Here is a 19,563-nt window from a genome sequence, read left to right as displayed (position 1 = left end):
ACAGAATAAGAATAGCCATTCACAATATCTTGTGGACAAATTTTGCCCAAAATTCGGGATGACTCATGTTTGTTTTAATATTTTTGATAATCATTATTTACCAGTCATAAATGTTACTTCTTTAAACGATTGATTACCTAAATAATCAGTACCTGTTATCTTAATAGTGTATTTAGTATTGGCTTTGAAGCCACCAATCGTATTAAGATAGATTTTTGGTGCTTGTCCATTAATACTGTAAGTAATCGATTTTAAACCAGCCAATACATCGGTTCCTGCCAGCGTAAAGCCCACTGTTGATGGGTAAATATCAATACCTTGTTTATTCGTATTAATACTGCCAACTGTCCAGAAAGTGAAAAGCTCAGGACCTTCAATATCACTTACAAAGACGAATGAAGCAAAGTTTCTATTGTTTACATTATCGTATCCATAGTAATCAAACTTATGAACACCTTTTTCAGTCATCTTGATTGGTTTAGTATAATCATTCTCAATTAACTTGCCATCAAAATTATACGTAATTTTTTGTAAACCAGACTCTGGGTCGTTTGCTTTTAACTGGATAAAATTATTAGGGCCAAGTAGCATCGTATCTCTTCTTGTAACAATATCACCAATGATTTCATGTTGAAGATTTGGCCCTGTTAAATCTACATACACTTTGCTGATATTATGTTTAAATTCTTCATAACCCGCTCCGTTTAAGCTTGTAGTTTGATTATTTAAATTATCAACAGAGTAATATCTGATATTATGCATACCAGAAATACTTGGTAAATAGAAAGGGTTAGTATAATTAACAAACGGTTGGTTATCAATTGAGTATTTTACTTCCTTAATACCAACTTTGTTGTCTATGGCTGTTAGTTTCAATTTTGTTTTACCAGAAAAATAAACAGTATTATTGGCAATAAATCTATCTCCTAATATATCTGTAGCCATCAAAGGAGAGCTTTTATCTAGGAAGAAATCGAATTTTTTTTCTTTTTCTTGATTGTTTACATTATCCGTTGAATAGTAATACAACGTATGTTTCCCTTCTGAAAGAACAGCGAAAGGAATACTTTTCCCATCATAAGGCTGTATCGCTCCATCATCGAATTTATAATAAGTGCCTTTCAACCCAGAAATACTATCCTCAGTATTGAAATATAATTTACTTGTAAATGAAATAACTTTATCATCAGTAACACCATTTACTGTCAAGTTTGTAAAAGGAGGTGTATTATCAACTGTAAATGTTTCTTGTTGCATTGTACTAGCATTTCCTACATTATCAGTTGCGTAGTATTTCAACACATAGTTGCCTTGTGTGGCTATTTTCTTTTCAGATTTGTATGCTTCAAAGGAAGAGTTGTTGATGGCATAAAAGACTGTTTCTACACCACTTGTTTTATCGCTAGCTGATAAACTAAAGTTTACAAAAGGCCCATAGAAAATCTTTCCTTCGGTATTAACATATTTCTTAGATCCATTGAATAAAGAAATACCCGTTTCAGGTGCAATTCCATCAGCATAGATTTCTAGTCTTACTTCCTGCGGAGGCTCAACAACTGCTCTTGTTTCTGGATCAATTGCATTTTTTGAACGGATATAATTTACCCCTTCAGTATCTAAATAGAAAGGAAATGAATATTTTTGATTAGGAGATTTGTTCAATAACTTCTCAGCATGGTCGGGAGTGGTGGATACCCAGATATAAACTGGTAACTTCTTGTTCCAATACAATTTACCTGAAGTACTATCAGTATAATGTTTAGGCTTGCTAGTCTGAGCAACGGCAGCAAAAGCCATTACTATCAAAATAATTGTGTTTAGTATTATGTGTTTACGCATCTTTTGTTTTATTCAAGGTTACGGTAATAGTGGTTCCTACATTTAATTCGCTTTCAACTTTAAGTTTACCTCCACAAATTTTAATAAAATCATTGCAGAGCACTAAACCTAAGCCAGTACCTTTTTCTTTGTTAGTTCCATAGGTTGATTTATTACTTTTAAGATTAAATAATGTTTTTAGCTTGTCTTCATTCATGCCTACGCCACTATCAATTACTACGATTTCTGCGTTTTCACCACTGTACTTAGCTTGTATTTTAATAGTACCTCTTGCTTTTGTGAATTTGATGGCATTTTGAATCAAATTGCGCATAACAATTTTGGTCATTTCAATATCGGAACTAGCCTTTAATTCAACAGGTACTTCATTGATAAGAACAATCTCTTTTACTTCAGCAATGCGTTGAAGCAAGTTAATGTTTTCTTCAACTATATCATGAATATTTACTGTCTGAATCTTTGGTTTAAGTTCAGCCATTTGTGTTTTTGCCCAGTTCAAAAGATTATCTAAAATTGTTGAAACCTGAGCATTATCGGTTTTTAACTGATTTAAAATTTCTTTCAAATCTTCAGGAATATCGTCATAATAATCTTCTTCTATAATCACAAAGAAGCTTTGTAAAGAGGCAATCGGTCCACGAAGGTCATGTGCAATGATAGAGAAAATCTTATTCTTTACATCGTTTGAAATCGTCAATTGCTCTTTTTGTTCAGCTATTTCTTGGTTTTGCTTAGATAGCTGTTCATTTTGTTTTTTAATCTTTATATTATTCAAATAAACAATTGTAGCAATAGCAAGGACAAATAAAATGATAATACTGGTAATGATAAAAATGTATTTATTCTCTTTTTCCAGTACTGTATTTTGGGCTTGGGCTACTTCGGCATTTGCCTTTTCTATTAATAAATCTCTTTTTTGCAATCCAACAATCATTTCAGCATTGGTAAGATCCTGATAAAGATTGATATTTTTTTGTTTAGCAGTCAGAAGTTGCTTGCCACTTTCTTTGAGCTTAATCTCGTTTTTCTCTAGTTCTAATTCTTTCGTTTTAGCCATAGACTCTGCTAATTGTTTTTTCAAACTTTCGGCTTCTAAGTCACTGGCTAGTTTGGTTACTTCCTTTTTTTGTAATTGGTCATGAAAGGATTTATAAAGACTGAAATACTTGAGGGATTCATCTACATTACCTGCTTTTTCATAAGTTTCGCTCAACATGGCATAAGTACTCGCCATTTGTTTAATATCGTTCAACTCCCTCGCTAAATTCAGTGCTTCGTCTAGGTCATTCAGTGCAAGATTATATTTTTTTATATTGTTATAAACAACAGAACGGTTGATTAATGATGAGATAATGCTGTAAGGTTCTTTCTGAACTCGTCGGGCAGCCAGTGTTTGGGTAAAATGGTACAAGGCTTTGTCATATTCTTCGGCATCAGCATAGAGCATACCCAAGTTGTTATGAATCATAGCACTACCATTTTTGTTTTCAATTTTTATATTTAGATTTAAGCTTTTTTCATAGAAAGGAATGGCTCGTTTATATTGGTTATAATTCCAATAAATGAACCCTATTTCATTCATCATTCTTGATGCTTCTTTGTAGTTATTTACATCAATAAAATTTTCGTATTGTGCTTGAAATTGTATAACACGCCCAGAATCAGAACGGCTTAAAGGCAATACCTGCGCCTTCAATTGAAAACCAAAAGAAACAAGTATAATTAAAAAGAGGCTACAATATATTTTTATTGGATACATACTCGAACAAAAAGTCAATAATAGGAAGTTAAAATAAACAACGCCCTTTAATACAGTAAAAAAAGAGTATTAAGTCATTCATTTTTTATTAGTTTCGATAAATTACCTTTTAGATAATTAGTGCAACAAACGTTATTTATATCAATTTGACGATGCTTAATCTCTTGAAAATCAAAGTGTAAAACCTTAAATTAGCTGGTTGGTGAAATTTTCATAACTGCAAAGATAATGTAAATTAATTCAAATAATCATGCTGTTTTTTTGAATTAAAAATAACATAAGTTAACGACAATACTATAATTGTTTATACGTTCAAATAAACAGCAAATTTTATGCCATAAGTACTGATGATATCAACTAAAATGAAAATAGAGAAGTGTTTAAAAGGATGCCTATTATTGTTTGAAATAGCTCTTCCAGACAATAATAGGCACTAAAGAAGGATGTTATTTTTCAGTAATTTCTAAAATCATTGGGCTATTTGGGGCAATGTTCAAGCTATTATTTACTTCAATAGTTTGATTGCTAAGAATATCTTTTGCTTGGAATGTTGGCTGAATGATTTCTTTGAATTTACCCATGTCTAATGTCTTGGATTCGTTGTTTTTATTCAGAATAATCATGATTTTTTGCTTATCATTATACCTGAATTGCACATAAAATCCATTTTCAGGAGCGAAGTGCTTCAATTTCCCTGAATGTATCACAGGCGTGTTTTTACGCCATTTTAATAAAGTGCTGACAAAGTTTTTAGCATTTGTTTCGGCAGTACTCATATTCGTATTGGTGAATACATTTTTTTTGTCGCCATCCCAACCACCAGGCATGTCACTTCTGATTTCTCCATGTTCATCACTTTTCGGATTGGTCATTAATATTTCTGTCCCATAATAAATCTGAGGGATTCCTCTAGTAGTCAGCAGAAATACCATTCCATTTTTGAATTTATTATAATCTTCGTGAAGTTGGGTGAAGAAACGACTCATATCATGATTATCAGGGAAAATCACTAAATCATTCGGGTTAGCATATACAAAATCATTAGCGATAGCCTGATAGAGTCTCACTAAACCTTGATTCCAAACTTTTTCGTCCGTATTCAAGGCTTCAATCAAAGCCGCATTCGTTGGGAAGTCCATCAAACTTCTTAGATACGATACATATCCATTTTTATTGACTTTCCCTTTTTGCCATGCTGACACAATACTTGGATTCAATGACCATTCTTCACCTACAATATTAAAGTTTGGATATTCTTCACCCATTCTTTTACTCCAAACACTCATAAAGTTTTTGTCTGGATAAGGCCAAGTATCCATTCTGATACCACCCAAGTCGGCATACTCTACCCACCAAATTGAGTTTTGGATTAAGTAAGTTGCCATAAATGGATTTCGTTGATTCAAGTCAGGCATGGTTGAGTCAAACCAACCGTCGCTGTGCGCGGTGATGTCATATTGAGCGGCATAGGGGTCATGAAGACTTTCACGTCGATGGCTCGAATAAATTACTTTTGGTGAGTCTTGAAAATTTACCCAATCTTTAGCAGGAAAATCTTTCATCCACCAATGCTCAGACCCACAATGATTCAATACCATATCCATTACTAACTTAATGCCATGTTTTTTGGCTTCTTTTGATAGACGAACATAATCCTCATTTGTTCCGAATCGGGCATCAATTTTGCTGAAATTAGTAATGGCATAGCCATGATATGAAGTTTTAGGTTGGTTATTCTCCACCAATGGATTTATCCAAAGGGCAGTCATCCCTAAGTTTTGAATATAGTCTAAATGCTGAATGATTCCCTCGATATCACCCCCATGCCTGCCTGTTAAATTTTTGCGATTAAGGCTATCTTTGAATAAAGGCACATTATCGTTCAGCGGATTTCCATTAGCAAATCTATCAGGGGTAATCATGTACATCACATCACTACTATTAAACCCTATTCTTTCAGGAGACTTACTCTGTCTCTTCAACAATTGGTAGTTATACGTAAATGATTCTTTTTTACTGTTTTTAAAAACGATTTTTACGTTGCCTGCTACTGTCTCAGGGGCAATCAAAAGGTCGATAAATAGATAATTTGGATTTTCTACTTTGTTGACTTTTTTAATAGTTACCCCTTTGTAATTGATGTGAGGTGTAAATTCAGCCATGTTTTTTCCATGAACTAATAATTGTAAAGCAGGATTTTTCATACCTACCCACCAGTTCAAGGGTTCGATATGTTGAATTTTTTCTTGAGCAACCGCTACGTTTTGCATCAAGCATAAACAGATAAATAGTTGGAATGTCTTTTTCATCGTATTTGTATGATTTAATAGCTAAAAAAAATCTGCATGAGCAAAGCTATGCAGATTTAAGTATTAAATTTATTATGAATTATTTTACTTTAGTTGCCTTATAAGTAGGATTTGCAGCATCTTTCAGATTGAGCTCAAAATCATAAGTACCAGCCACTGCAATAAAATTCTCTCCACCCGATTTTAAAGCACCGCTTGTGCCAATTAATTGAGCTGCTGAGGCTGTAGTACCATAGTTTGTACCCCAATCATCATTTAACCTGAATTTGAATTGGTCTGCTTTCAACACTACGCCTTTTAATACCCACGTTTCAGTACTTAAATCATACGTGAATTTCTGGTCTGGTTTATCGCCCCAGCCTGTAGCCGTAGCAGCACCTACAATTCCCCAAGGAGCATATTTCGTAATAGTATAAGTGAGTTTTTTGAAATCAACCGTAATAAGGTAAGTACCTTTTTTCACTGCGATGTTATCACCGCCTTCTTTCAAAACGCCACCTGCACCACCATAATTTGTTCCCCAGTCGTTGTCCTTACGGATTTTAATTTCTCCGTCAATCAAATTAACAATGCCCGTCCAAAGGTCAACGGTTGGGTCATAACTTAATGGTAAATCTGGTTTTGCACCCCAGTCATTGGCTGCACTTCCTACAATTCCCCAAGCATATTTCTCGATTTTATAAGTAAGGGCTGTTGGGTTTAATGTTATTTTATAAGTACCCGCTTTTACGGCAATATTGTCGCCACCTGCACTCAAAACACCCGCACTTCCACCTAAGTTAACAGTCCAGTCGTTATTCTGACGGAACTTAATTTCTCCATCAGTCAAAGTGACATACGCTACTAAAACATTAGCTACATCTGTTTTGTAGAAAGGCAAATCTGGTGTTGCCCCCCAATTGTTAGCAGCACTACCTACAACGCCCCAAGTAGTACTCAAGTCAAGCTTAGCAGAGTAGGGGGTAGCTTTTAAGCTACCAGTAGTAGAACTCAATACAGTAGATGCTCCTAATGACGACTGCACTTTAATGTCAATGTCACTAGCCGCTCCTGGCAAAAAGCCAAAGCCCAATAATATGGCATTTAATTCAGAAGCCTTGAATACTTTTTTCAAAGCAGTTCCTGTTACTAACGAAACAGCTTTTGTAAAGTCGCCACCCTTTTTATCAATTAATATGGTATAAGATGGAGCCGCTTTAAAGCCATAGTTGGGATTAGCCCACGAAACAGTTAATACTTCGGTATCTGCTTTATCTTTATCCAAGACAAGATTGCTTGATGATAAAGTGACAACGGGAATAGCATTGGCATCTAATACCGCTATTTCTTCGTCTTTTTTACATCCCCAAGCCAGTACAAAAACAAGGCTCATCAGGAATAATTTTTGTATCGTTTTCATCGTTTGATGTTATTGGTCTAAATGTTGTGCTTTAGGTAGGCTATAGGCTGTATGCTAGTACTGTAAAAAGCCTACTGCCTACTGCTTATAGCTTTATTAATATCCAGTATTTTGCTTTAAAGTTGGGTTAGCAATAATATCGCCAGAAGCCAAAGGGAATAGAGTACGGAAAGCCTCTACATCTTTACCTTCTTTTACACCACCTTTCCAAGCCCAGTTATAGCCAGAAGTGAATTTGCCGAAACGAATTAAATCTGTACGACGGTGTCCTTCCCAGAATAATTCACGACCTCTTTCATTCAATAAGTCATTTATTGCCAATGTTGAAAGATTCCCTGCACCAGCACGTTTACGAAGTTCGTTCACTAAATTCAATGCCAATGAGTTATCGCCCGTTCCTCCACGCGTAACAGCCTCTGCATACATTAAATAAGCATCTGCCAAGCGGAACAATGGGAAATCTGTATCTGCATATAACGCATTTTTACCTTTTACACCTGTACTTGTTAAGTTAGAAAACTTCACTACCGCATAACCATTTTCAAAAGTACTGAACTCATCGATTTCCAATTGTTGACCATTTGTGTAGAAAAGTGCTCTTTTGTCGGCTTTGTCATCGAATAGATTCACCAATTGTTTGGTAGTACGGAAACCTGCCCATTTTTGTTCAGTTCCATAGTCAGCAGGATTCATTGCTCCACCTATCGAACCATTAATCGCCAAAGTAGTTACGCCATAAGTTTGTGTTTCGTTACCATCAAAATTGATACTGAAAATAATCTCTTTAGACGTATTATTATCTGCCAAGAAATTAGTTCTGTAATTACTAGCAAGCGTATAACCAGCATCAATTACTTTTTTGGCAATAGCAGCAGCCTCTGTATATTTCTTTTGACCAATATATACTTCAGCATTCAAATATAATTTTGCTAGGGTCATCCATGCAGCAGCTTTGTCGGCTCTACCATATTCGTTGGTTTTTGGGGCAGGCAATTCGGCATCCAAAGCCAATAATTCTGATTCCAAATATGCAAACAATTCAGCACGGGTAGCTTGTTTTGGTAACGTAGCACCTACTTGCTCATTTTCAGTAATCAATGGAACATTACCGTATAAATCAATCGCATGAGAATAAGCCAATGCACGAAGGAAACGAGCTTCAGCACGGTAGTTCTTAATATCTTGCGTATTAGTTACGCCACGGCTACTCAATTTTGCATCTGTTGTTTCACGCAAGAATTCATTAGAAACGGCTACTTGAAACAAAATACGAGAATAGAAAGCCGCTGAAAAAGAGTTGGCTGCCGTCCAGTTCATCGCATGTAAATCAGGTACACCTGGGTCATTCCATCTACAAACCAATTCGTCAGTCGTAAATTCCTGTAAATACCAGTAAGCACGCATATAACTTTGCGAACCGCCGTCATATCCTTTTAAATCAACATCGTTATCGCCATTTTTCAATCCTGATGCCGCTAGACCAGCGTACATTTTAGCTAAGATAAGTTTATAGTTGGCAGGGTCTTTATATACTAATTCTGATACCTGTCCTACATACGGCACAGTATCCAACTCTTTGCAAGAATTCAATGAAAAACAAAGAATTGCTGCGGTTAATACGTTTTTAAATATATGTTTCATGATGATTTTCTAATTAAAAATTAACATTTAAGCCCAAAGAATAAGTACGCGGTCTTGGATATACTTGGTTGCCAATTCCGTCTCTTAATTCTGGATCCAATCCTTTGTAATTTGTAATAACAAATACATTTTGTACAATAAATGATAATTGCGCTCTTACATTTTTGATTTTGATAATATCACTTAAATTGTAGCCTAAGTTGATATTATCCATTCTCAAGAATGAAGCATTTTGAATGTAATAATCAGACATACGGGTTTCTACCGTACCTGTCTTAAAGCCAGTTTCTAACACATTGGTAGATAAATTGCTATTGAAACCAGTGTTGAAAAGGTTAGAATAGATACCTCTGTTTGAGAAAATGTTATTGTAAGCATAATTGCCCACATTCGAACGTAGCACAAATCCAAAGCTTGCTTTTTTGTAGGTCATCTGCGATGTAAAGCCAAATAAATAGTTTGGCGCAGCTCCTTTATAACGATAACGGTCTAAATCTGTGATTTTACCATCTCCGTTTAAATCTTCAAAAACGCCTTCTAATGGTTTGCCACTAGCATCATATACTTGTTTGTAAACAAAGAAAGCATTTGGCACATAACCAGTAGAATGTACCTGTATGGTATTTCCCGTACCGCCTTCAATGCCACCTACTAATACACCTACATAACTAGGGTTATCCACTTTAGTCAAGGCCGTGATTTTTCTTTGATTATAAGTAAAGTTGGCACTAATATCCCAATTGAAATTCTCAGTCAAAACAGGCGTATAGTTTAAAATTACTTCAATCCCTTTGGTTTCTAATGAACCAACGTTGGTTACTACTTTATTACTAAAGTTGGTTCCAGCCGCTACATCAATTTCATTAATCAAATCAGAAGTAACTTTTTTGTATAAATCAATGCTACCAGAAAGACGTGATTTTTTCAAACCAAAATCTAACCCAATGTTAGTAGATTCTGTTTGTTCCCATTTGATATTAGGGTCATAAGCATTCGGGCGTAGCAAGGTATAAAAAGTATTACCCAATTGATATTGAATACCCTGACTTGGCGTATAAGCATTTAAGTACGGATAGTCGCCCGAAGAAATATCTTGCTGACCCGTAATACCCCAGCCTAAACGAAGTTTTAAGTCTGTAAAAGTCTGGCTGTCTTTAAATTCGTTATTGATTTTCCAAGCCAAAGCAGCCGACGGGAATGTACCCCAACGGTTATTTTCCGCAAAACGAGATGAACCATCACGACGAAGTGTAAACGTTGCTAAATACTTGTTAGCCAAAGCATAATTCAAACGACCGAAGTATGATAACAAGGCATAATCCGTTTTGAAATATGATTTCGTGCTTGTTACATCAGGGTTTCCGAATGTTGTACCATTTTCTTCTTCTCTTACAAAACCTTGGTTTTCAACCCCTGCCATTACGTTGACAGTCTGGTTTGTAAACTCTTTCACATAGTTTAAATAAAACTGGTTAGTGAAATTATTACGACTCTGCGTATAATATCCTGTCGAACCTCTGTTAGTATATAAGTTGGCTGACACCAAGTTTGATGCAGATTCTTTACCATCCGTATTCGAGCGGTCTAAGCCTAAGTTCCAGTTAGCTTTTAATGCTGGTAAGAATGGGAATTTATAGTCAAACTGGATGTTGGCAATGATACGATTTACCGTAGCTTTATTACTTTTTAAATTTAATAAAGACAATGGGTTAGAAGGTGCCAACGACACAATATTACCATTGCTTTCTAACCAGTTAAAATAGCCACCGTACTTTTGATTTTCAACATAAGCAGGTTGTGTTGGGTCAAAACCAATGGCTGAACCAATTGCACCTTCATCAGCGAAATTGCTTTTTGTTGAAGAGGCTTTTACGTTTACATCGATTTTCAAACTATTGTTGAACAACATCGGGCTGATACCAAATGAACCAGATGTTCTTTCTAAACCAGAAGTCAATAAAATACCGTTTTGGTTGGTATGACCAACTGATACTCGGTAAGGAATGTCTTTCAAAACACCTGTAATACTTAAATTATTATCGTTGCTTAATGCAGTGCGATAGATTAAATCTTGCCAGTTAGTATTGGCTGTTCCTAGTAAAGCTTTCTGAGATTCCGTACCTCGGGCATTCACCACTTCTCTGAACTGATCGGCAGTAAGTACGTCTACATTTTTAGTTTTTACCCCCGCCGAGAACATCGAACTGAAATTCACATTGAATTTATCTTTCTTCGTTCCCTTTTTGGTAGTAATGATAATTACACCGTTTGAAGCACGTGAACCATAAATAGCAGTAGCTGACGCATCTTTCAATACGTTGAATGATTCAATATCGTTTGGATTGATAAAACTCAATGGGTTGGCTGAACCTTTTACTTCGGCATTGTCTAACGGTACTCCATCAATTACAATCAATGGGTCGTTACTAGCACTTAGAGAGGAACCTCCACGAATACGAATCTGACTGGCTGAACCGGGTGCTCCACCGTTGGATGTAATTTGTACACCTGCCAATTTACCTGTAATTAATTGTTCAGGAGTAGCAATGTTCCCTTTTACAAAATCAGCGGAAGTAATGCTGGTGATTGAACCTGTTAAATCCTTTTTCTTTTGACTACCATAACCCACTACCACTACTTCTGTCAATGTTTTTAAGTCTTCTTTCAAGGTAACATTGATAGCGGTTTTGTTGCCAACGGTGATTTCTTGGGGTAAAAAACCGATAAAACTTACTACCAAAACAGCTTGCTCGTTTGGAACGGTGATACTAAACTCTCCATTCGTATTAGTGGTTACACCTCTGGTTGTACCTTTAATGGCCACAGATGCTCCTGGAAGCGGACTACCTTTGTCATCTGCTACTTTGCCTGTAACTGTTTGTTCGGCTGTAGCAGATAGGTTTACTTCTGAAATGGAATTGTTCTCTTTTAAATCATTCCCTTCCATATTGGAAGATAGATTTTTTTCATTTGAAGCGATTTTTGTCTGCGTACTGCCCTCTGACTTTTTTCCAAAAATCAAGTAAGTATTTTTGCGAACTTTCTTGAAAGCTAAACCATTTGGTGCTAATAAAGCTTCCAATGACTGCTCCAGACTTTTACTAGTACGTACATTTTCTTGCAGAACGGAAATGCCCGAAAGTGTTTTTTCTTCAAAAAGAATATCAACATTAAATTGATTCTTTAGAGAAAGAATAGCATCACGTAGTTTCATTGTTGACGAAGTCTCAGGGCTTCTTTCAACTTTAGGCTTGTTTTGGGCATATGCCAAAGCTTGCGCAGATAACGGATGGGGTAGGTAACTAAATGCAGTTACCATTCCTCCGATTATCACTAATCGAAATACTCGTTTTTTCATGTGTTTTTAAAAATGTTGGTTAATGGAAATTACTTTTGTAAGACTGTTTTTTAGTTGTGAATGAGTGAGTTGTGATTTAGTGATTGTTTTTTTATCTAATCCACAATTCAATAATTTTGATTTTTGTTTATGTTCTTTTAAAATTCTTTTAAATCTTTTGTCTTTTTTTACCCGCTGATTTATGGAGATTTAATACGCCGATTTTCGCTGATTTTTATAAAATATCTTTTATATCTTAAAGTCCTCTAGTCTAAAATCCTCCAGTCCTAAAGTCCTCCAGTCCTAAGTCTAGCGTCTAAAGTCTAAAAATCTTATGTCTTAAAATCTTCCAGTCCTAAAGTCTCCCCTTACTCATAAATCTCAGAAAGCACCACCGTTCCGTCGCTATTTTTCTGATATTGTAAATTGAGTAATTCTTGTAGAATAGAGATTAAATCATCCGCCTTGTCCGCACTAAAAGTGCCTGTTACCGTACGATTCGCTAATTCTTGCGAGTTCATTTTAATTTGTACACCAAACATTTCAGCGATTTGATAAGAGATTTCCTCCAAAGAAGTATCATCAAAAACAAAGCGGTGAACTTTCCAAGCAGTATAAGAATTGACATTTTTTACAGCCTTGATTTCCGACTTCCCCATTTTATCTAATGACACCAAGTCGCCTGGCTTCATCATGATATAACGTTTTTCAGTGCCATTCAAAAAATTTACCTTTACTTTACCTTTGCTCAAAACTACTTTTGAACCACGATTCCTAGCAAAAACACTAAATTCTGTACCTAGTACCTCTACTTCTAATTTTTGAGAAGTCCTTACGATAAACTTCTGATTATTAATAGTATGTTTTACCGAAAACTCAGCTTCACCGTCTAAAAAAACTTCTCTGATAGCCTCATTGCCAAAGCCGAATCGCTTTAGTTTTAAAGTTGAATTAGCATTTAATGTAACATTACTGCCATCAGGCAAACTAATAGATTGCGTTTCACCATAAGCAGTACGATACTCTTGATAAATCAGATGGTCACGTTGGAAATATAAAGTCAAGCCCGAAAACATTAAAATCACGGCAGCACTTGCCCATTTAAACCAAGCCCTTTGCCAAATACTTTTTTCTTCTATCGAATCGTACTGGCTTTCTAGAGCTTCTTGAACATCAATGTCTGATTCACTATATATTTTTTGAAAAAAAAATGCCTTAGCCTTGTCTTTATCAGCCAGTATTTGTGGGTATTCGTTTTCGTATTCTTCTAACCATTTATAATACACCTCTTTATTTTCAGGATTGTTAAGCCAATCTGCAATCATTTTCTTTTGCAAGGGGCTTGTTCTTCCTGCGAAGTGTTCAAATAAAATATTTTTGCTAAGCGTCGTCATATCGTTGATGATTTGTAAGGTAGTGTTTGAGGCTCTTAGATAAAAAATGTCAGAATCAGTCCGAATAAAGAAGGATTATTCAGGACAACATCTCTTAAATGTACAAGTGCTTTGTTGATATGTGCCTCAATGGTCTTCGTAGCCAATTGTAGTTCATCAGCAATTTCTTTATACTTTTTGCCTTCAAAACGGTTCATCAAAAATACTTTTTGGCATTGTGGCGGTAATTGGGCGATGGCTTGCTCAATTTGTTTTTGCAAGTCATCATAAAAGAGCATTTGGTCTGGCGAGACGTTCGACTCTGGAAACTGTAAATCGGAATTATCAAAGGCAAAAGATTTATTGCCTTGTTCTTGTTGTAAATATAAAAAACAGCGATTTCTAACGGCTGTAAACAAATAGGCACGGAAAGAAGTAGTGATGTGTAAGAAAACTTGGTTTTTCCAGATGTTGTAAAAGATTTCTGCAATAATATCTTCCGCCACATCTTTTGAATAAACAAACCTTACAGCATGACTACAAAGAGGCTTATAATAACGATTGTATAACAACTCAAACCCCTTTTTAGGGTCTTGGTTGAAAGTTTGTTTGATAAAGAATTCATCATCCATAATTTTCCCAGTCTCAGGTGCTTGAAAAGCCTGAGTTTTGAGAAAATTATTTGTTGATTCAGATGATATATTTTCTAGCATAATTTTAAAAGGAAATTTCCTTGAGATTGTTGATGAAATGTATTTTAATTGTATAATATTCTATTAAAATAATTCAATTAAGAGCATAGACAAAAAAAAGGGTAGATACCCTTAGTTAAATTCAAAAAAAAATCAATATTCTTCAAATATATCATTTTATTGTACTTAATTTATTGAAAATCAGCCAAATAAAATATCCAATAATTCCGCCAATTCCATCAGCTACCGTATCAAACCAATCAAAACTTCTATTAAATTCTTTTGGTAAAATAGCTTGCCAAAACTCAATTAGAATTCCATAAAGAAATCCTAAAAGAATAATTTTCCACGCTTGTTTGCTATGAAAAAGCCAAAGAAAAGTAAACCCAGCAAAAGCGATGAAATGATTCGCTTTATCGTTTACCATGACAACATCTGTCGGAATGTTTTTACTTGGTAAAGAGCAAAGTATTAAAATGATGATTGTCCAGATAATGGACAAAGGTTTATAATGCAGGAGTGTTGTGATAGTTTTCATGCACAAATTTACAAAAACTATCGTTTGCGGTCTTTTTAGGAGAGCTATTTAAAATTTAAAAAATCCTTTCTATTAGCTGGTGACTTAAGTCAACAGCTAATAGAAAGGATTAAAAATGTAATATTTTTCATTAAGTCGGAAATATATTGCTTTTTCAATAAAATAATTAACCAATTAGCCTATAAGAACTTTTATTTTTGTCATTTTTTACTTTACTTTTGAAAGGAAATATGGTTTTTAATATTTACTCATAAAATTTAATAATGAAAAAACTCTTTATTTATCTGTCGCTTTTGACTTTCTCATTGACGACTTTTGCCCAAAATCAGTACAATATCATTCCTGTTCCTCAAAAACTAATTCCTCAAACAGGAGAGTTTGTAGTAGGCAAAAATACAAGTATTGTTTCAACTTCTGAATTCAAAGATGTCGCTAATTTCTTGAATGAGCAATTGAATTTGGTGGCTGGTTCTAATAAGAAAGTAGTTATTAAAGAAAATGGGTTAGCTAGCTCGGCTATTCAATTTGTAAAAAATGCCCAATTAGGGGATGAAGCATATACTTTAAAGGCTAGCTCGAAACAGGTAATCATTGCAGCAAAAACAGCTAAAGGTGCATTTTATGGTGTACAAACTTTATTACAATTATTACCAACACAAGTGTTCAGTGAAGCAAAGGTTGAAGGAATAAAATTAACCGTTCCAAACTGTACAATTGAAGATGCTCCACGTTATGTTTATCGTGGGTTGCATTTAGACGTAGGTCGTCATTTTTTCCCTGTTTCTTTTGTGAAAAAATACATTGATTTAATTGCTTTGCACAAATTCAATACATTCCACTGGCACTTAACAGAAGACCAAGGTTGGAGAATTGAAATAAAAAAATACCCTAAATTAACACAAATTGGTTCGATTAGAAAACAAACGTTAGTGGGCCGTTATGGTTCTGGTAAATATGATGGCAAACCTTATGGCGGGTTTTACACACAAGATGAAATAAAAGAAGTAGTAGCTTATGCCAAAACGAAGTATGTTAACATAGTGCCTGAAATTGAAATGCCGGGTCATGCACAAGCTGCTTTGGCTGCTTATCCAGAATTAGGCTGTAACCCAGATAAAATTTATCAGGTACACACCACTTGGGGTGTTTCTGAAGATGTTTTTGCACCAAGAGAAGAAACTTTTACTTTCTTAGAAAATGTGCTTACAGAAGTAATGGCACTCTTCCCTGGTCAGTATATTCACATCGGGGGTGATGAATGCCCAAAAGAACAATGGAAAGTGAGTCGCTTTTGTCAGGATTTAATGAAACGTGAAGGCTTGAAAGATGAGCATGAATTACAAAGTTATTTCATCCGCAGAATTGATAAATTCATTACTTCAAAAGGTAGAAAGATGATTGGTTGGGATGAAATTCTGGAAGGTGGTTTGTCGCCAAATGCTACAGTAATGTCTTGGAGAGGCGAAGAAGGGGGAATTGCTGCTGCAAAAGAAAATCATGATGTAATTATGACGCCTGGTTCTTATTTATACTTAGATCATTATCAGGCTGACCCTAAAACAGAGCCATTAGCGATTGGTGGTTTCTTGCCATTAGAAAAAGTATATAGTTATGAACCAGCACCAAAAGAACTGACTGCCGAACAGCAAAAGTTTATTTTGGGTATTCAGGCAAACGTTTGGACGGAGTACATGGAAACATCTAATTATATTGAATATATGGTTTTCCCAAGAGCTTGCGCTGTAGCAGAAGTAGCATGGTCGCCAAGTGCTTCAAAAAATTATGCTGACTTTACAAAACGTTTGAAAACACACGTTGAACGCCTTGATAAACTAAAAGTAAATTATGCTAAAGGCTTTTTGAGTGTAAAATAGCTTTCGGATATTGGGTTCCAGATGTCGGATTTGCCGTTTAGGTTTTTGAATAGAAAACAATAATAGAGAGTATATTATCCAATTTTATTTATCATAGATTATTACTAATCCGATTGTTATTAGCCTTGGCTTTTAACAATCGGATTTATTTTTGCAAATCGATTTGAAATGATAGCTGATAGCTGAAGCGCGAAAGCTCTTATTCACATCCAAAATCCGCTCGCTAAAATTAGTACGCCCATTGCTATTTTTATAACTTTGCGAACTTAAATGATAAATATAGATATTTATTGTACGTTTATTTTTTAAAAATCTATAAACCAATGTTTTAGATTAATCTGGCGTTAGCATTTGATGAAATTCTGCTGTTTGAGCGAAGTGAGTTTGTTCGCCAATGCGATTGAAATTTCTTTAATTTCTTTTGAAGTCCACCGTTTCGGTTACTTTTCTTGTGTCTGACGGGCACGCCTAGTGAAGAAAAGTAAGGTCTTTCTAAAGAAAAATACTATTTAGCAAACAAGCTATTTTTGCAATTACTCTTATTTAAAGTTTTATAATATTATAAAACGGCAATGAACGTTTTAGTTCACTCGATACAAATTTTATGAGCAAACCATTCAAAAGAACCACCGTTACAGCAGCCTTGATTTATGCTAACGGCCCTATTCATATCGGACACATCGCTGGTTGCTATCTGCCAGCAGATATTTATGTACGTTATTTACGTGCTACTGGACAAGACGTAAAGTTTATCTCAGGAACAGACGAACATGGAGTACCCATTACGATTAAAGCCAAAAAAGAAGGTGTTACCCCTCAGGAAGTAGTAGATAAATACTATGGAATCATCAAAGATTCTTTTGAAGAATTTGGGATTTCGTTTGATATTTATTCTAGAACTTCCAACAAAGTACACCATGATATGTCGCAAGATATTTTTAAAAATATCTATGATAAAGGGCAGTTCGTGGAGGAAACTACAGAACAGTATTATGATGAAAAAGCACAGACTTTCTTGGCTGATCGTTATATCATTGGTACTTGTCCTAAATGTGGAAATGAAAATGCTTATGGTGACCAATGTGAACGTTGCGGTTCAACGCTTTCACCTACAGAATTAATCAATCCTCGTTCGGCATTAAGTGGTGAAAAACCCGTCATGAAAGAAACAAAAAACTGGTATTTGCCTTTAGATGTTATGCAACCTGCTTTAGAAAAGTATGTTGAAAGTCATCCAGAATGGAAAACCAACGTAATGGGACAAGTAAAGTCGTGGTTAAATGATGGTTTAAAGCCACGTGCCATGACGCGTGATTTGGATTGGGGCATTAAAGTACCTCTGCCCGATACCGAAGGTAAAGTAATGTACGTTTGGTTTGATGCTCCGATAGGTTATATTTCCATGACCAAAGAATTGACTGAAGATTGGGAGAAATATTGGAAAGACGAAGATACTCGCTTAGTGCATTTCATCGGGAAAGATAATATCGTTTTCCACTGTTTGATTTTCCCTGCTATGTGTATGGCTGATGGTAGATTTATTTTAGCAGACAATGTACCTGCGAATGAATTTATGAATCTGGAAGGTGATAAAATATCGACATCACGCAACTGGGCAGTTTGGTTACATGAATATTTGCGTGAGTTTGAAGGTAAACAAGATATTCTACGTTATGTTTTGGCGGCGTCTGCACCAGAAACTAAAGATTCAGATTTTACTTGGAGCGATTTCCAAATTCGTAATAATTCTGAATTAGTAGGTATTTTTGGGAACTTCATCAACCGTGCAGTAGTACTTACCGAAAAGAATTTTGAAGGTAAAGTACCCAAGCAAGGAGCGTTGAACGATTACGATAAACAAGTATTAGCTACTTTAGCAGATATGCCTGCAAAGATTGGTGATTCTATCGCTAATTATCGTTTCCGTGAGGCTTTGGCTCTGATGATGGATGTAGCGCGTTTAGGAAACAAATACTTGGCAGATACAGAACCTTGGAAAGTAATTAAAACTGATGTTGAACGTACTGGTACTATCCTAAATATTGGTTTGCAGATTGCGGCCAATCTTTCTATTGTAGCTGAGCCTTTCTTGCCATTCACTGCTGAAAAAATTCGTACGATTTTAAATACTGGAGCCTTCGGTTGGAGTGAAGCTGGGCGTGCAGATTTATTGGCGGAAGGACAAGCTGTAACAAACGTAGGTCTTTTGTTTGAGAAAGTAGAAGATGCTACGGTAGCAGCACAAGTGCAAAAATTAGAAGATGCTAAACAACTGAATCTTTTAGCAGGTAAAGAAGTAACACCCTTGAAAGAGGAAATTCAATATGATGATTTTGCCAAAATGGATATTCGTATCGGCACTATCATTGAAGCAGAGAAAGTAGCTAAAAGTAAAAAGTTATTGAAATTGAAAATTGAAGATGGTATTAAGCAAAGAACTATTTTGAGTGGTATCGGTGAACATTTTCAACCAGAAAACATCATTGGTCAGCAAGTGAGCTTTTTGGCAAACCTTGCCCCTAGAAAAATGATGGGGATGGAATCTGAAGGAATGATTCTGATGGCAGAAGACAAAGATGGTTCTTTGGCTTTTGTTCAACCTAGTAAAAAAGTTTGGGATGGAGGAACAGTAGCCTAACCCCAAATTTATACCTTAGTATTACTAGCCTCGATTCTTGAATCGGGGCTATTTTTTTGAAGAGGGATTAAGTATAGTATCGTGAAATAATAGAGAAATATACTCACTTAATCTTCTTTAAATTTAAAATAAATTTAGGAAATACTTAAAAATAAAATAAGGAC

The 19,563-nt window shown here is 35.2% G+C and carries 11 protein-coding genes; 2 read left to right on the top strand and 9 right to left on the bottom strand.

What is annotated here, in order from left to right; genetic code table 11:
* Positions 1 to 93: 93 nt before the first annotated feature.
* From AC07XN_RS15615 to AC07XN_RS15575, 9 genes are all read right to left on the bottom strand, one after another.
* On the bottom strand, positions 94 to 1,839 hold the full coding sequence (locus AC07XN_RS15615; protein ID WP_494743751.1) for an OmpL47-type beta-barrel domain-containing protein: 1,746 nt from the start codon (positions 1,837 to 1,839) through the stop codon (positions 94 to 96).
* The gene (locus AC07XN_RS15610) at positions 1,832 to 3,598 is read right to left on the bottom strand and encodes a tetratricopeptide repeat-containing sensor histidine kinase (RefSeq protein WP_494743750.1); all 1,767 of its coding nucleotides are present in this window, start codon (positions 3,596 to 3,598) and stop codon (positions 1,832 to 1,834) included. The genes AC07XN_RS15615 and AC07XN_RS15610 overlap by 8 nt, the downstream gene beginning before the upstream one ends.
* A 446-nt stretch (positions 3,599 to 4,044) precedes the next feature.
* Positions 4,045 to 5,907: a glycoside hydrolase family 13 protein gene (locus AC07XN_RS15605; RefSeq protein WP_494743749.1), complete on the bottom strand. Its 1,863-nt coding sequence runs from the start codon at positions 5,905 to 5,907 to the stop codon at positions 4,045 to 4,047.
* Positions 5,908 to 5,986: 79 nt separating this feature from the next.
* On the bottom strand, positions 5,987 to 7,306 hold the full coding sequence (locus tag AC07XN_RS15600) for a SusE domain-containing protein (protein WP_494743748.1): 1,320 nt from the start codon (positions 7,304 to 7,306) through the stop codon (positions 5,987 to 5,989).
* 96 nt (positions 7,307 to 7,402) lie between these two features.
* Positions 7,403 to 8,947, bottom strand: coding sequence for a RagB/SusD family nutrient uptake outer membrane protein (locus AC07XN_RS15595; protein ID WP_494743747.1), 1,545 nt, complete (start codon positions 8,945 to 8,947; stop codon positions 7,403 to 7,405).
* 13 nt (positions 8,948 to 8,960) lie between these two features.
* Positions 8,961 to 12,305 carry a SusC/RagA family TonB-linked outer membrane protein gene (locus tag AC07XN_RS15590; protein ID WP_494743746.1) on the bottom strand — a complete coding sequence of 1,115 codons (3,345 nt, stop codon included), beginning with the start codon at positions 12,303 to 12,305 and terminating at the stop codon, positions 8,961 to 8,963.
* A 347-nt stretch (positions 12,306 to 12,652) separates the two neighbouring features.
* On the bottom strand, positions 12,653 to 13,678 hold the full coding sequence (locus AC07XN_RS15585; protein WP_494743745.1) for a FecR family protein: 1,026 nt from the start codon (positions 13,676 to 13,678) through the stop codon (positions 12,653 to 12,655).
* Positions 13,679 to 13,713: 35 nt separating this feature from the next.
* The gene (locus AC07XN_RS15580; RefSeq protein WP_494743744.1) at positions 13,714 to 14,370 is read right to left on the bottom strand and encodes an RNA polymerase sigma-70 factor; all 657 of its coding nucleotides are present in this window, start codon (positions 14,368 to 14,370) and stop codon (positions 13,714 to 13,716) included.
* Between the two features lie 151 nt (positions 14,371 to 14,521).
* Complete coding sequence (locus AC07XN_RS15575; RefSeq protein WP_494743743.1) at positions 14,522 to 14,887, bottom strand: VanZ family protein; 366 nt, start codon at positions 14,885 to 14,887, stop codon at positions 14,522 to 14,524.
* 263 nt (positions 14,888 to 15,150) lie between these two features.
* Here AC07XN_RS15575 and AC07XN_RS15570 point away from each other — a divergent pair, with 263 nt between their 5' ends.
* Positions 15,151 to 16,761 (top strand): beta-N-acetylhexosaminidase, encoded by a 1,611-nt coding sequence (locus tag AC07XN_RS15570; RefSeq protein WP_309924299.1) that lies wholly within the window; start codon positions 15,151 to 15,153, stop codon positions 16,759 to 16,761.
* A gap of 604 nt (positions 16,762 to 17,365) precedes the next feature.
* Positions 17,366 to 19,399, top strand: coding sequence for a methionine--tRNA ligase (gene metG, locus AC07XN_RS15565; RefSeq protein ID WP_494743742.1), 2,034 nt, complete (start codon positions 17,366 to 17,368; stop codon positions 19,397 to 19,399).
* Positions 19,400 to 19,563 lie beyond the last annotated feature (164 nt).

Source organism: Arcicella sp. GW458-12-2-14-TSB2, from assembly GCF_059423785.1.
This window is presented reverse-complemented; position numbering and strand designations above follow the sequence as displayed.

Excerpts from the sequence above, each read along its gene's own strand:
- AC07XN_RS15615 (WP_494743751.1), bottom strand. The coding sequence starts at position 1,839 with ATGCGTAAACACATAATACTAAACACAATTATTTTGATAGTAATGGCT.
- AC07XN_RS15610 (WP_494743750.1), bottom strand. The coding sequence starts at position 3,598 with ATGTATCCAATAAAAATATATTGTAGCCTCTTTTTAATTATACTTGTT.
- AC07XN_RS15605 (WP_494743749.1), bottom strand. The coding sequence starts at position 5,907 with ATGAAAAAGACATTCCAACTATTTATCTGTTTATGCTTGATGCAAAAC.
- AC07XN_RS15600 (WP_494743748.1), bottom strand. The coding sequence starts at position 7,306 with ATGAAAACGATACAAAAATTATTCCTGATGAGCCTTGTTTTTGTACTG.
- AC07XN_RS15595 (WP_494743747.1), bottom strand. The coding sequence starts at position 8,947 with ATGAAACATATATTTAAAAACGTATTAACCGCAGCAATTCTTTGTTTT.
- AC07XN_RS15590 (WP_494743746.1), bottom strand. The coding sequence starts at position 12,305 with ATGAAAAAACGAGTATTTCGATTAGTGATAATCGGAGGAATGGTAACT.
- AC07XN_RS15585 (WP_494743745.1), bottom strand. The coding sequence starts at position 13,678 with ATGACGACGCTTAGCAAAAATATTTTATTTGAACACTTCGCAGGAAGA.
- AC07XN_RS15580 (WP_494743744.1), bottom strand. The coding sequence starts at position 14,370 with ATGCTAGAAAATATATCATCTGAATCAACAAATAATTTTCTCAAAACT.
- AC07XN_RS15575 (WP_494743743.1), bottom strand. The coding sequence starts at position 14,887 with ATGAAAACTATCACAACACTCCTGCATTATAAACCTTTGTCCATTATC.
- AC07XN_RS15570 (WP_309924299.1), top strand. The coding sequence starts at position 15,151 with ATGAAAAAACTCTTTATTTATCTGTCGCTTTTGACTTTCTCATTGACG.
- metG (WP_494743742.1), top strand. The coding sequence starts at position 17,366 with ATGAGCAAACCATTCAAAAGAACCACCGTTACAGCAGCCTTGATTTAT.